General features: G+C 41.4%; 16 protein-coding genes. 3 read left to right on the top strand and 13 right to left on the bottom strand.

Annotated features, from left to right (window positions below; translation table 11 throughout):
• Positions 1-19: 19 nt before the first annotated feature.
• The 8 genes from era to rpoE all read right to left on the bottom strand — a co-directional run bounded on the left by era (position 20) and on the right by rpoE (position 7,184).
• Complete coding sequence (era, locus tag B2R65_RS07955) at positions 20-952, bottom strand: GTPase Era (RefSeq protein WP_004586229.1); 933 nt, start codon at positions 950-952, stop codon at positions 20-22.
• On the bottom strand, positions 942-1,619 hold the full coding sequence (gene rnc, locus B2R65_RS07950; protein ID WP_004586228.1) for a ribonuclease III: 678 nt from the start codon (positions 1,617-1,619) through the stop codon (positions 942-944). Before rnc ends, era begins: the two co-directional genes overlap by 11 nt.
• Before the next feature lie 2 nt (positions 1,620-1,621).
• Positions 1,622-2,557: a signal peptidase I gene (gene lepB / locus B2R65_RS07945; RefSeq protein WP_004586227.1), complete on the bottom strand. Its 936-nt coding sequence runs from the start codon at positions 2,555-2,557 to the stop codon at positions 1,622-1,624.
• A gap of 16 nt (positions 2,558-2,573) precedes the next feature.
• On the bottom strand, positions 2,574-4,361 hold the full coding sequence (gene lepA, locus B2R65_RS07940) for a translation elongation factor 4 (RefSeq protein WP_029771928.1): 1,788 nt from the start codon (positions 4,359-4,361) through the stop codon (positions 2,574-2,576).
• 189 nt (positions 4,362-4,550) lie between these two features.
• A complete protein-coding gene (locus B2R65_RS07935; RefSeq protein WP_126007926.1) occupies positions 4,551-5,000 on the bottom strand; it encodes a SoxR reducing system RseC family protein in 450 nt (149 codons plus the stop codon).
• A gap of 19 nt (positions 5,001-5,019) precedes the next feature.
• A complete protein-coding gene (locus tag B2R65_RS07930) occupies positions 5,020-5,970 on the bottom strand; it encodes a MucB/RseB C-terminal domain-containing protein (RefSeq protein WP_029771929.1) in 951 nt (316 codons plus the stop codon).
• 4 nt (positions 5,971-5,974) lie between these two features.
• Positions 5,975-6,601, bottom strand: a complete 627-nt coding sequence (locus B2R65_RS07925; RefSeq protein WP_286741824.1) for a sigma-E factor negative regulatory protein — start codon at positions 6,599-6,601, stop codon at positions 5,975-5,977.
• A gap of 1 nt (position 6,602) precedes the next feature.
• Positions 6,603-7,184, bottom strand: a complete 582-nt coding sequence (gene rpoE, locus B2R65_RS07920; RefSeq protein ID WP_004586222.1) for an RNA polymerase sigma factor RpoE — start codon at positions 7,182-7,184, stop codon at positions 6,603-6,605.
• Between the two features lie 245 nt (positions 7,185-7,429).
• Between rpoE and nadB the strand changes: the two genes are divergently transcribed.
• On the top strand, positions 7,430-9,040 hold the full coding sequence (gene nadB / locus B2R65_RS07915) for an L-aspartate oxidase (protein WP_024033085.1): 1,611 nt from the start codon (positions 7,430-7,432) through the stop codon (positions 9,038-9,040).
• Here the strand turns inward: nadB and B2R65_RS07910 are convergent.
• Together B2R65_RS07910 and B2R65_RS07905 are read right to left on the bottom strand one after the other, a co-directional pair.
• Entirely contained in the window at positions 9,015-9,434 is a 420-nt protein-coding gene (locus tag B2R65_RS07910) for a hypothetical protein (protein WP_286741823.1), read from the bottom strand. The two genes, nadB and B2R65_RS07910, sit on opposite strands and share 26 nt — an antisense overlap.
• Complete coding sequence (locus tag B2R65_RS07905) at positions 9,427-9,678, bottom strand: FAD assembly factor SdhE (RefSeq protein WP_004586219.1); 252 nt, start codon at positions 9,676-9,678, stop codon at positions 9,427-9,429. The genes B2R65_RS07910 and B2R65_RS07905 overlap by 8 nt, the downstream gene beginning before the upstream one ends.
• A 162-nt stretch (positions 9,679-9,840) precedes the next feature.
• Here B2R65_RS07905 and ygfZ point away from each other — a divergent pair, with 162 nt between their 5' ends.
• Both ygfZ and B2R65_RS07895 read left to right on the top strand, forming a co-directional pair.
• Entirely contained in the window at positions 9,841-10,752 is a 912-nt protein-coding gene (gene ygfZ, locus B2R65_RS07900; RefSeq protein WP_004586218.1) for a CAF17-like 4Fe-4S cluster assembly/insertion protein YgfZ, read from the top strand.
• 12 nt (positions 10,753-10,764) lie between these two features.
• The gene (locus B2R65_RS07895; protein WP_004586217.1) at positions 10,765-11,250 is read left to right on the top strand and encodes an FKBP-type peptidyl-prolyl cis-trans isomerase; all 486 of its coding nucleotides are present in this window, start codon (positions 10,765-10,767) and stop codon (positions 11,248-11,250) included.
• A 41-nt stretch (positions 11,251-11,291) separates the two neighbouring features.
• Here the strand turns inward: B2R65_RS07895 and B2R65_RS07890 are convergent, their stop codons facing one another.
• The 3 genes from B2R65_RS07890 to B2R65_RS07880 all read right to left on the bottom strand — a co-directional run bounded on the left by B2R65_RS07890 (position 11,292) and on the right by B2R65_RS07880 (position 12,972).
• Positions 11,292-11,780, bottom strand: coding sequence for a hypothetical protein (locus B2R65_RS07890; RefSeq protein WP_004586216.1), 489 nt, complete (start codon positions 11,778-11,780; stop codon positions 11,292-11,294).
• Positions 11,781-11,796: 16 nt separating this feature from the next.
• Entirely contained in the window at positions 11,797-12,576 is a 780-nt protein-coding gene (locus B2R65_RS07885) for a DUF481 domain-containing protein (RefSeq protein WP_276537847.1), read from the bottom strand.
• Between the two features lie 66 nt (positions 12,577-12,642).
• Positions 12,643-12,972 carry an HI1450 family dsDNA-mimic protein gene (locus B2R65_RS07880; RefSeq protein WP_029771932.1) on the bottom strand — a complete coding sequence of 110 codons (330 nt, stop codon included), beginning with the start codon at positions 12,970-12,972 and terminating at the stop codon, positions 12,643-12,645.
• Positions 12,973-13,083: the final 111 nt, after the last annotated feature.

Below are 13,083 nucleotides of genomic sequence, written 5' to 3'. Positions count from 1 at the left end.
TTAGTTGGTTAAATGCAGGTTAATCTTCGCCATAGCCTAAACTTCTTAAGGCACGCTCATCATCTGCCCAACCCGATTTAACTTTAACCCAAAGCTCTAAAAACACTTTGTTATCGAGCATTTCTTCAAGGTCTTTACGGGCTTCACGGCCAATCACTTTAAGCTTTTCGCCTTTGTTACCTATTACCATGCGTTTTTGGGTTTCACGCTCAACAAGAATTAACCCATTGATATGCCAAACACCGTTTTCTTGCCATTTAAACTGCTCAATTTCTACAGTAACAGAATACGGCAGCTCTTCACCCATAAAGCGCATTAGCTTTTCACGAATAACTTCTGCCGCCATAAAACGCATTGAGCGGTCGGTTACATAGTCATCAGGAAAGTAAAATTCGCACGGTGGTAAGCGTTTAGTTACTTCGGCTTTAATTAAATCAACGTTTTTACCTTGCGTTGCCGATACCGGCATAATGCCCACAAAATCAAATTTGTCGCCAAGCATCTTCATATGCGGTAATACTAAATCGCGGTCTTTTACTTGGTCTATTTTATTAATAACAAGTAAAACGGGCTTACCACTTTGCGATACTTTATTAAGTACCATTTCGTCATCGGCATTCCAGTGAGTGCCCTCAACAACAAAAATAATAAGCTCTACATCACCAATTGAACTCGATGCAGCACGGTTCATTAAGCGGTTAATAGCGCGCTTTTCTTCAACGTGTAAGCCCGGCGTATCAATATAAACAGCTTGGTGTTGCCCTTCTGTATGAATACCCATAATACGGTGGCGAGTTGTTTGTGGCTTGCGCGAGGTAATACTTACTTTTTGCTCAATGATTTCATTAAGCAATGTTGATTTACCTACATTAGGGCGGCCAACAATGGCAACCATGCCACAAAACGTATCAATATCACCTTCATGAGGCTGTATTAAGGTATCAAGATTCATTTTTTAGTATCTTCAATGCTTTTTCGGCAGCTTTTTGTTCGGCTTTACGGCGCGAGCTACCAACAGAAATAATGCTATCCATACCTTCAACTATACATTCAACCGTGAACGTTTGATTGTGCGCTTGACCTTTGGTATCAACAACGGTGTAGCCCGGTAAAGATAACTTACGCGCTTGTAGATACTCTTGCAGCAGGGTCTTAGGATCTTTTTGATTAAGCCCTGGTGAAATAGCATCTAGTCGAGATTCGTACCACGCTAAAATCAGCTCGCCACAGCGGTCTATGTTTGAGTCTAAAAACACAGCCCCTATAATGGCTTCTACAGCATCAGCTAATGTTGATTCACGACGAAAACCACCGCTTTTTAACTCACCCGGCCCAAGGCGCAAGTAGTCACCTAAACCAAACTCTAGCCCAAATTCAGCAAGTGTTTGGCCACGCACAAGCGTAGATCGCATACGGCTTAAATCGCCTTCACGCGCTTTTGGAAATTTGTCGTACAAAGCATTGGCAATAACAAAGCTCAAAATTGAATCGCCTAAAAACTCTAAGCGTTCGTTGTGTTGACCTTTATGACTGCGGTGCGTCATTGCCTGTTCAAGTAAACCTTGATCAGCAAATTCGTAGCCAATTCGTTTATATAATTCTGTTACATTTTTTTTCATTGTTACTGAATATTACCTAGGCGTTCAAAACGAACACCAGTTGGAACCCATCCTGGTAAAACATCATCTGGGCCATTCTCAAATTCAAAACTCATCCATATAAAGACAGCTTTACCCACCAAGTTTTCTTTTGGTACAAAGCCCCAAAAGCGACTATCTTGGCTGTTGTCGCGGTTATCACCCATCATAAAATAATGATCAGCTGGTACAGTCCATTCATCCGAAGGAGTCCCTGGTTGCTGATAGTAACGCCCTTTACGTTCAGGTGCGCGTGGGTTGATTAAAATGTCGTGCTTGAGTGTCGTTAAATCTTCATTTACTCGGGCAAGCGACATTTGGCCTTGTTTAAACTCATTATCGTTAATTAATTTAAAATCAATTTTATTAAACTCATTACAAAGTAGGTCACCCTGCTGGGTCTCGCCTTCTTTACAATTAGGTTGAATATATAAACGTTTATCACGATAAACAATTTTATCGCCCGGTAAACCAATAGCACGTTTTATATAATCTACTCGCTCATCTAACGGGTATTTAAAAACAACAATATCGCCGCGTTCAGGCTCGCCTACATCTACAAGCTGGCTACGCCATACCGGGTCTTTAATCCCGTACGAGTACTTTTGTACTAAAATAAAGTCGCCCACCAACAAGGTTGGCATCATTGAACCTGACGGTATTTGAAAAGGCTCAAAAATAAACGACCTAAAAATAGTAATAGCTGCAATCATCGGAAAAATCGATTTTGCAGTTTCTGTAATTGCCGGCTCAGGTGCTATTAACGCCGCTGTTTCTTCATCAAGCTGGCCACCGGCAGATGTTTGGGCAAGCGCCAAACGCTCTTGCCTTTTTGGCGCATACATTAGGTGGTCAATTAACCATATTAAACCTGAGCCTAACGTTAATAACACCAATAAAACTGAGAAATAACCAGCCATCTATAATCCTTTGTTTTTATTTACCAACTTTCAAAATAGCTAGAAACGCTTCTTGCGGTACTTCTACGTTACCCAATTGCTTCATTCGTTTTTTACCATCTTTTTGCTTTTGCAATAGCTTTTTCTTACGACTCACATCACCACCGTAACACTTAGCGATTACATTTTTACGTAATTGCTTAACCGTGGTACGGGCAATAACATGTTGTCCTATTGCAGCTTGAATCGCAATATCAAACATTTGACGCGGAATAAGCTCTTTTAACGCATCAGCAAGTTGGCGGCCACGTGATTGTGCACTGTCGCGGTGAACAATTATAGCGAGCGCATCAACACGTTCACCATTAATAAGTATATCAACACGTACCATGTCTGATGTTTGAAAGTGCTTAAAGTTGTAATCAAGCGATGCAAAACCACGACTGGTTGACTTTAATTTATCAAAAAAGTCCATAACCACTTCAGCCATAGGTAGCTCATAAGTTACAGCGACTTGCTTGCCGTGATAACTCATTTTAGTTTGCATACCACGTTTTTCTACACACAGAGTAATAACGCTACCTAAAAACTCTTGCGGTACAAGTATGTTTGCCTCTACTACTGGTTCGCGGATTTCAACAATATCATTAACCGCTGGTAGGTCAGACGGGTTATCAATTTGACTCGTACCTTCTTTGGTTACTACTTCGTAGATTACAGTAGGTGCCGTGGTAATTAAATCAATATCGTATTCACGCTCTAAACGCTCTTGAATAATTTCCATGTGTAGCATACCTAAAAAGCCACAGCGGAAACCAAAACCCAGTGCTGTTGAATTTTCAGGTTCAAAAAATAACGACGCATCATTTAAGCTTAGTTTATTAAGCGCATCGCGGAACGATTCATAATCATCAGAGGCAATTGGGAACATACCTGCATATACTTGCGGCTTAATTTTTTGAAAGCCTGGTAAACGCACTGGTGCCGCATTTTTTTGATGCGTAATCGTATCGCCCACTGGGGCGCCGTGTATTTCTTTAATACCGGCAATAACAAACCCTACTTCGCCGGTACGTAAAATACCCGTGTTGGTTTGTTTAGGGGTAAAAATACCCACGTGATCAGCTGTATGTACTTGCTCGTTCGACATTATTTTTATTTTGTCGCCGGCACGTAGTTCACCGTGCTTAATACGCACTAGTGATACAACACCTTGGTATGGGTCAAACCACGAGTCAATAATAAGCGCCTGCAAAGGTTGATCTTTTTCACCTACCGGTGGTGGGATATCCTTTACAATCATTTCAAGTACTTCAGCAATACCAACACCTGTTTTTGCACTACATTGCACAGCGTCTAGGGCATCAATACCAATAATGTCTTCAATTTCTTCTGCTACACGAAGCGGATCGGCTTGCGGTAAATCTATTTTATTTAAAACAGGGATTACTTCTAAATCCATTTCAATGGCGGTATAACAGTTTGCCAGCGTTTGTGCTTCAACACCTTGTCCGGCATCAACAACTAAAAGCGCACCTTCACATGCCGCTAAAGAGCGAGAAACTTCATAAGTAAAGTCAACGTGCCCTGGTGTATCGATAAAGTTAAGTTGGTAGGTTTCGCCATCGTTAGCTGTGTAGTTAAGCGTTACACTTTGCGCTTTAATGGTAATACCGCGCTCACGCTCGATGTCCATTGAATCTAACACTTGCTTTTGCATTTCGCGGTCTGTTAAGCCACCACAAACCTGGATCAAACGATCTGAAAGGGTCGATTTACCATGGTCAATATGGGCGATGATCGAAAAATTACGGATATGCTTCATAAACTGGATTCTAAACTTCTATTTTAATAGGCTAAGTACGAACACCTGAGTGACTTGAAAATACTTATTGGGTATAAGTGCTATATAAGTGGCTAAATGCGCTTTAGATAATCAAATTTTTGATTGCCTTTTTACCCTGTATTTCCAAGTTACTCTGGTATAAAACGGCAATTTTACATTTAATTGGCCTTAATCACCATCTATTTGCGTTAAAGGAAGGCTAATTGGATGAATTTTTATCACTTTTACATCATGCCTGAGTGTTTTTACTTTGCTTTTAGCTAAAAAGTAACCACCTACACCGCCCAAAGCGGCGAATAATATTTGCCATCCCTGCGCTAAAAGTAGTAATTCGGCACTAATAAATGCAAGCGTTAATCCTAAAAATAAAGGCAGCATGTATACAGCAAAAGCATGTTTGACTAAATGCGAATCATCTAATGAGAGCGTTACTTTTTGGCCCACTTCTACAGGAGTATCAAATTGATATGGAAAGGTTTTTTTATCGCTACCAAAGAGTTTGGCAAAGACTTGCGAGCCACAGCGACCATTACACCCTTCGCAGGCTTTTTTTTGCTGGGCTTCTAAGTGGGCAGTGGCGCCATCTAGGGCAACCACTGTAAGTGTTTGTTCAATCATAACAACCCTTACGAATTGTTTATAATGCGCGAGTCACTGACTCAGCAATTGCCTTTGCGGTTTGGCTTGGCACATTACCAACAACGGATACATCAAAGTTTCCGCCATTATGCACATAAATTGTCGTTGCGCCAGAAGTTAATGATCCGCTTAAGCGGCGACCTGGTAAGGGGCGCTGTACAAAAACTGAAATTTCAACAAACCCATCAGAATATAAATAATAGTCAGTAAGTTCGTTATTTAAATCAAGTTTATGGCGGTCTGACTTTAGTAACTTAAAGCCATTAGGTAACCAACCAATGCGCCAGTTTGTGGCATTGCTTTTTTCACCTTTCAGTGCGTTACCTGGTAATGGCGTTGGAAAATTACGATTGAGCACTTCTAAAATCATCGGTGCTGGTTGCTCTGTTACGCTAATATGGGTTAACTGTAGCTGCTCTAATGCTTCACCTTGGTGGTTAACATACGCGGCTTTTAATAACAGCGATGACTCTGTATCAAGCCATATCCAGTAGTTATATTTGTATTCATCTTTTGATTCTATTCTCACCAGTTGCGCCGCTCGCCCTGCTATACGGCCTTTACCACCTAGCACAAAATCATATTGGCTGCTTAACGCTTCAATATCTTTAAATAATACTTCAGGTATTGGCCCAGCAATGGAGTCTGTATTTATAGAATATGGCTGCGATTGCGGTTCAAAGTAGGTTACTTGGTCGTTAATTCTCACCATTTCTAAGCCCGCGCCATTAAGTAAACTTAAATGCTCAAGCTCTGTTTCACCTTGCTTTGCATGCACCCAACGGTAAGGTTCCATGGCTTTACCCTTTACCACCACAAAAGAGGCGTCAAAATTGCGGGTATGCACTGCGTTCGCCATGTTTAGTAATAAATCTTTGGCGGGATTTGTGTCGTTAGCAAAAACATTAAAGCTTAATACTAACGACAGAACAAAAGTGATTACTTTCATTTAATTAGTTTTTTTCCTCTTGCGCTTTGTCACTATTTTGCGCTGTTTGCAAAGAGTGTGCAACACGTGCTTGACGTTGATGCTCTAAAACTAACGCGCCAATGCGTTGTTGCTGTAATTCGCGTAAACCTTGCTCAGCGTTTTCAAGAGCAGGTTCTGAAGAATAACTCACCGGCGACGCCATACCTGTTAATGGGGTAGTTTGTAAAAGCGGAATTTCGCTTTCTTGCTCGCCCGCACCTTGCGGCAAGGTATTTACGCCAACAATGGCAAACATAGCTACGCTTGCAGCAATAGCAAGTTGTGCAACCGGCTTACGCCAATTAAACGCTACTACTTTGTTATCTTGCTGCGCTTCACTGTGCTCGGTATCAGGTGTTTTGTTTGCTGTCGATTGGGTGAAATCGGCATACACAGGCTCACTTTCAAGTGCTAAGGCGATGTTATCGCTTATATCGATGTGTATGCCGTTGTTATTTTTTTGAGCACGCATCGCATCACCAATTAGCGCATATCGACCAAACGTAGCAACATCCTGATCAGAAATTTTACCCTCTGCAAGGTGTTGTTCGCCGTCAAGTAATGCTGATAACGTTTCGCTATCCAACTTGTTAACGTGTGCTTTTGTCATACTAAGACTCGCCTATTAATGGGTTTAATTTATTATCTATTGCTTCTCGGGCTCTAAAAATACGCGAACGTACTGTCCCAACAGGGCAATCCATTACCACGGCTATTTCTTCATAGCTCATCCCTTCGATTTCTCTTAGGGTAATCGCGGTTTTAAGGTCTTCAGGCAAACTATCAATCGTATTAAAAATAACAGCGCGTACTTCGTCGCTTAACAGTAAGTTTTCAGGCGATGCGTTTGAACGCATCGAATCCGCACCGTCATAAAACTCGGCATCTTCAGCGTCTATATCGTTTGCTGGCGGTTTACGGCCCTGAGCTACTAAATAATTTTTAGCACAATTAACGGCAATACGGTATAACCACGTATAAAAGGCACTATCACCTCTAAAGTTTGGAAGTGCACGGTAGGCCTTAATAAATGCCTCTTGTGCTACATCTGCAATATCGCCTTGGTTAGACACATAACGTGAAATTAACCCTGCAATTTTGTTCTGATACTTCTTTACTAATAGGTTGAAGGCATTTTTATCTCCTTGCTGGACCCTTTTTACAAGCGCTAAATCTAATTCCTGCTCGCTCATTCGAGCCGGTACTCCTCTGTTTGATTCTTGCTGGTTATTCATAGTGTCGCCATTGTTCACAAATACTCTGACCTCTTTATGAATAAAAAGTTCTGCTTAATATTATTTTTTTATAAAATAGTCGTAAATAACGGCGCTAAGCCATTAAAATCACTACGTAGTAATATGACAAATATGATACAACTACACTATTAAAAACAAATATTGCTCTAATTTGAGCATTGTAACCGCAAAGTACCTCTGACATGAACCAAAATAAACATCATATTGCTGATGTCGCTATTATCGGTAGCGGCGCGGCGGGCTTATCTCTTGCATTGTCTTTAGCTAACTACTGTAATGTTACTGTGATCAGTAAAGGTGCCCTCACCGAAGGCTCTACACTGTATGCACAAGGCGGGATTGCCGCAGTATTTGATAAAAAAAACGACAGCATAGAATCACATGTTGAAGATACCCTTGATGCCGGCGGTGGTTTATGTGACCGAGAAGCTGTGCATTATACGGCAAGTAATGCGCATCAGTGTTTACAATGGCTCATTGAGCAAGGCGTTCCTTTTGATATGGAGTTTGATAGCAAAGGAAAAGAGCGCTTTCATTTAACCCGTGAAGGCGGACACAGCCATCGCCGTATTTTACATGCAGCCGATGCCACTGGTAAGGCCGTACAAACCACGTTAATTAGCCAAGTTAAAGCGCATAAAAACATTACCTTGCTCGAGCAATATAACGCCATCGATTTGATTAGTGATAAAAGCTTAGGTAAGCCGGGCTCGCATATTCATGGCATGTACGTGTGGAATAAAAAAGCAAAAAAAGTAGAAACTATTTCCGCTAAATTTGTAGCGCTCGCAACAGGGGGGGCAAGCAAGGTGTATTTGTACACTTCAAACCCTGATGTATCTAGCGGTGACGGTATTGCCATGGCGTGGCGTGCAGGCTGTAGGGTAGCCAATATGGAATTTAACCAGTTTCACCCCACAAGCCTTTATCATCCAGAGCTACAAAACTTCTTAATTACCGAAGCTATGCGCGGTGAAGGAGCGTATTTAAAGCGCCCCGACGGCACTCGCTTTATGAAAGACTTTGACGATAGAGAAGAGCTGGCACCGCGCGACATAGTAGCCCGTGCTATCGACTTTGAAATGAAGCGTTTAGGTGCAAATTGTGTATACCTAGATATTAGCCACAAAGATAAAGACTTTATCATTGAGCACTTCCCTACTATTTACGCAAAGTGTTTAAGTGTAGGGCTTGATATAACCAAAGAAGCCATCCCGGTTGTTCCTGCCGCGCATTATACGTGTGGCGGTGTAATGAGCGACTTTAACGGTAAAACCGATTTAGATAACTTATACGCTGTAGGCGAAGTCGCCTACACAGGTTTGCACGGCGCTAACCGTATGGCGAGCAATTCATTATTAGAGTGCATTGTATTTGCTCACGCTGCCGCTAAAGATATTTTAAGTAAACTTGAGCATGCGCCAGCACCACTTGCGCTGCCAAGCTGGGATGAAAGCCGAGTAAGTAATTCTGATGAAGAAATTGTTATTACCCATAACTGGCACGAACTGCGGTTATTTATGTGGGATTATGTAGGCATTGTGCGCTCAACTAAACGCCTAGAGCGAGCACTGCACCGTGTTGAGTTATTACAACAAGAAATACATGATTATTACGCAAACTTTAGAGTAAGTAATAACTTATTGGAGCTTCGTAATTTAGTGCAAGTAGCCGAACTGATAATTAGAAGTGCAATGCAGCGTAAAGAAAGCCGCGGCCTTCACTATACGATTGACTACCCTGAGCAAAATGAAAACCCAACACCTACTATTTTGATTCCACCTCGCCATTAATGGCAATCAATGCTGCGCGCTTTAAACGTGCGTAGCTTTGCTTATTTACGCCATTAGCTGAAATAATAAGCCATTGGCGTTTATTAAAACCTTTAATGTGTAACCAAACAGTAGTATTTAATATTTTTGTTTTAGGGGTTATTTGCCCCTGAACTTTTAAATTTTCATTTTCAAAGCGTATTTGCTTAGGCTCTAAAATAATAACGCCACTTTCAGGGTGAATAGCCACTATTTTTTGCCATAGCCAGCAAAGCGCAATTGCATTTACAATTATACAAACAACAATGCTAAAAAAAGAGCTTAAATAAAGCCCTAATACCACACTTAATAAGCAGAAAAACAGCACCACTGGCCGCTGTTCTGCTTTATTATTTACTACCGTAAACCTATACACGAACTCGGTCTAAAATTAGCGATACCATGGTATTAAGCTCAGCATCTTTACACTCTTCATGGCCCATAAACCATGCAAATAAATCAGGGTCTTCTTGGGTTAGCAAACGCTGAAATACAGCCTGTTGCTGTGCATTTAACGAATCATACGCCTGCTCTACAAATGGCATAAACAAAACATCTAACTCTAACATGCCGCGGCGACAAGCCCAGCGTATACGTGCTTTACTATGAATTTCAGTCATTTTAAACCTCATACTTAATTGTCCCGAGTTTAACAAATACCCGCCTAATTAGCAGCTATTAATCTGTGTTCAAATAATAAAAAACTGCCCGCCTTCGTTGCTGTACCCTAGGTTATAACTGCGTTATTATGTCTACTCATTTGTATTGCACAGAAGGTTTTTATGTCGAGCGTTTATGCATGTCCGTTATCTCACCAACTTATTAGCCTAACCGGTGCAGATAAATTGTCTTATCTTCACGGACAAATCACTCAAGATCTCAATAAACTATCTAACAGCAATTATTTATGGGCTGGTCACTGCAGTGCCAAAGGCAAGTTGTGGGGTGTGTTTAAATTATTTTCTCACCAAGATAGCTACTACTTAGCAGGTTCACAGCCTGAGGTAGAGAAGTCGCTCAGTGAGCTAAAAAAATACGCTGTGTTTGCCAAAGTAGATATTGATGTTTCTACGAACAGATTAATCGGGTTGATCAGTGACGATTTAACCCCAGTACTAGAAAAACTTGATATTCGGTTTTCTGATGACCAAACGGCCTGTGATTTCCCAAGTGGTAAAGCCCTTAAGTTAGCGCCAAATCGCGTTTTACTAATGGTTGATAGCCAATTTAGTATGCCAGATGATGTCTCTACATTAGATAACTGCGCACTATGGCAAGAAGCCGCTATAAAAGCGGGCGAGCCACAATTAAATAGTGACGCCATTGGCGAATACGTACCACAAATGGTAAACCTTCAAGCGATTAACGGCATTAGTTTTAAAAAAGGCTGTTACACCGGCCAAGAAACGGTTGCCCGTATGAAGTACCTAGGTAAAAACAAACGCGCTATGTATATTGTTACAGGTAAAAGCGATGGCCTACTTGAAGAGCCTGAGCTTGAAACCCAAGTGGGCGAAAACTGGCGCCGCGCTGGTAAACTAATTGCCCAAAGCTATAACGAAAATAGCCAAACCTTATTTGGCCTTGTTGTGCTGCCAAACGATACACCAAGTACACACGTACTTCGTGCAAAGCACACCCCTCAGGTAGAGCTAAGCATTCTGCCTCTACCTTACTCTCTTGAAGATGAATAAATAGGAATGACTATGATCGTTGCACCAAACACAGTAGTAAAAATGCATTATTCAGTACTGGATAACGATGGCAATACCATTGATAACTCTTTTGATGGCGAGCCACTGGTTTTTATTATTGGCACAGGCTACTTAATCCCAGGGCTTGAAAATGCACTCCAAGGCAAGCAAGCCGGTGATACATTAAATGTAAAAGTAGAACCTGAAGAAGGCTACGGCGAACGTCACGATAACCTAATGCAAGCGGTGCCTAAGTCGATGTTTGATGGCATGGAGATTGAAGTGGGTATGCAATTTAGAGCGTCTACTGATGATGGTGATCAATCTGTGATGATTATCGAGATTCAAGATGAAGACGTTATAGTTGATGGCAACCACCCGCTTTCGGGTATTACCCTTAATTTTGATGTAGAAATTTTAGAGGTGCGCGAAGCAACCGAAGAAGAGCTTGCGCACGGCCACGTGCACGGTGAAGGCGGTTGTGGTCACGATCACTAATCATACCGCCGCTTATAAAAAAAGCGCCTAAGGCGCTTTTTTTATAACATATTGTTGTAGGTTGCGGTTTTTATTGGCGCCGGTTCCTCTAAAGGGGTTTCACTGGGTGTTATTTTACCCTCAAGCGCACGTAATAAGCCTTGCTGATCGTTTGTTCCCACTCGGTACTTAGTACCGTCTTTTAAGGTTAACTGTAGCGCACTAAACCCGGATACAGAATACACCCACCCATCATGCGTAATACGAATACCAATACCATGGCGGTAAGAGTTTTGCACCGCTTTAGCCTCCACTATGTCCGCAAGTGCTAATCGTTGCCCCGCAACGCCAGGGCCAAAAGCCCAACTAATTGTTTGCTCGTCAACTTTTACGGTTAAACCATGAAACAAAAAGCCGACTAAAACCAATACACCGGCAAATACCATTAATGGCACATCGGCGCCCATTAAGTTCCAGGCTAAGGCTACAAAGCCGCCTATCCATGCTAAAACAAAAAATATAAACACCGCATATTGTTTATGCTGATACATAACGCTCTCTTTATTATTAAAAACTGTACACCAACGTGGCGCTTAATTCTGAGTCGTATTTAAGGTTATCGTCTTCAGGTTTTGAATTATAACGATACATGTAGGCAAACTTTAACGATACCGCACCTATGACTTGGCTAATCAAAGCGGTTTCTGACTTCAAACGCGAATTTAACCCCGACAAAGACTGCTCAATACTCACATCTTGATTAAAGCGCGTGCGCTTAGATACCAAACGCTCCCACTGCATTGCAATACGTACTAAATAACCAGTTTTGTTTTCATCTTCTTCGCTTACCTCTGATTCATCATCAGCGACAGAGCGATATAAACCTGGGCCAATATCAATATCTACTTTATTTTTTACACCTTGGTAAACTCTGGCACCATAGCCGGTAGCCACCGTACTTTTGTAATCTAGGCCGCTAAATTTATCTTCTTCGTAGTCACCGTAAATAAAAAATGAAGAGTTTTTAACGCCCACTTTGTAGTTACCCTGTGCAGAGACAAAAATACGGTCTGCCGTTACATCGGTTTGCCCTGTATCTTCGTTTTGATCTCGTTTATACAAGGTGTCTAATTTAAATTGGTTACGCCAATTTTCGAAGTCTTGGTATAAATTTCCTCTAAACTTAAAGCTGGTAGAGTTAGTATTACCCTTACTTAAAATCAAGCCAAATTCCGTATCGCCATAGAGCATTTCGCCTTTATGTAGCTCGTGAATTTCTTCATCAGAGAGTTGTCCATATTCATGAAAGTCTTCAAATGGATCAACAGCCCAACACCGGCTGCTCATTATTAAAAACACGAATAGTAAATACTTATGCACGGTAAACTCTCTTGCACATACAAACAAAACTGCTTACTCAGCGTGCTCTGTTTCTTTCCACAAAATATGACAAAACGGCGCGTCTTTATCACGGCTAATTAAAATTTTTGCAAATAACACATCTTCGTTTTCAAACTCTAACCCCACTAGCACTTGCACAAATAACTCCGGCTCTATTTCAAGTGCAACAAAGTTTTGCCATTGCTCATCAGGCTCGCCCTCTTCAATAAACCCAAGTTCTTCTCGGTATTCGTTAAAGTCTTCAACATCTTGTTCGCTAAGATTATTTGGCGCCAGCTCTAAAAAAATATCGTACGCTTGATGGGTAACTTCTTCTTCGCTATATAAACGTGGGCCTGACATGGGTAAAACCTCAATGCATTTTAAGTGCGCACATAATATCAAAACTCATCTGTGTTTTGAGAAAAAACAGCTAAAAATAATGACTTTTTTGTTACCAGCTCATGCGCAGTT

This window comes from Pseudoalteromonas sp. UBA2102 (assembly GCF_002331165.1).
GTDB classification, from domain to species: Bacteria; Pseudomonadota; Gammaproteobacteria; order Enterobacterales; family Alteromonadaceae; genus Pseudoalteromonas; species Pseudoalteromonas atlantica.
Note: the sequence above shows the minus strand (reverse complement) of the source record. Positions and strands in the feature narration are given on the sequence as shown.

Bases quoted from the DNA above. Each gene is read 5' to 3' on its own strand.
- B2R65_RS07895 (WP_004586217.1), top strand. From the start codon at position 10,765: ATGATCGTTGCACCAAACACAGTAGTAAAAATGCATTATTCAGTACTG.
- B2R65_RS07880 (WP_029771932.1), bottom strand. From the start codon at position 12,972: ATGTCAGGCCCACGTTTATATAGCGAAGAAGAAGTTACCCATCAAGCG.
- B2R65_RS07890 (WP_004586216.1), bottom strand. From the start codon at position 11,780: ATGTATCAGCATAAACAATATGCGGTGTTTATATTTTTTGTTTTAGCA.
- B2R65_RS07925 (WP_286741824.1), bottom strand. From the start codon at position 6,601: ATGACAAAAGCACACGTTAACAAGTTGGATAGCGAAACGTTATCAGCA.
- nadB (WP_024033085.1), top strand. From the start codon at position 7,430: ATGAACCAAAATAAACATCATATTGCTGATGTCGCTATTATCGGTAGC.
- B2R65_RS07905 (WP_004586219.1), bottom strand. From the start codon at position 9,678: ATGACTGAAATTCATAGTAAAGCACGTATACGCTGGGCTTGTCGCCGC.
- rpoE (WP_004586222.1), bottom strand. From the start codon at position 7,184: ATGAGCGAGCAGGAATTAGATTTAGCGCTTGTAAAAAGGGTCCAGCAA.
- B2R65_RS07930 (WP_029771929.1), bottom strand. From the start codon at position 5,970: ATGAAAGTAATCACTTTTGTTCTGTCGTTAGTATTAAGCTTTAATGTT.
- lepA (WP_029771928.1), bottom strand. From the start codon at position 4,361: ATGAAGCATATCCGTAATTTTTCGATCATCGCCCATATTGACCATGGT.
- B2R65_RS07885 (WP_276537847.1), bottom strand. From the start codon at position 12,576: ATGAGCAGCCGGTGTTGGGCTGTTGATCCATTTGAAGACTTTCATGAA.
- B2R65_RS07935 (WP_126007926.1), bottom strand. From the start codon at position 5,000: ATGATTGAACAAACACTTACAGTGGTTGCCCTAGATGGCGCCACTGCC.
- ygfZ (WP_004586218.1), top strand. From the start codon at position 9,841: ATGTCGAGCGTTTATGCATGTCCGTTATCTCACCAACTTATTAGCCTA.
- rnc (WP_004586228.1), bottom strand. From the start codon at position 1,619: ATGAAAAAAAATGTAACAGAATTATATAAACGAATTGGCTACGAATTT.
- lepB (WP_004586227.1), bottom strand. From the start codon at position 2,557: ATGGCTGGTTATTTCTCAGTTTTATTGGTGTTATTAACGTTAGGCTCA.
- era (WP_004586229.1), bottom strand. From the start codon at position 952: ATGAATCTTGATACCTTAATACAGCCTCATGAAGGTGATATTGATACG.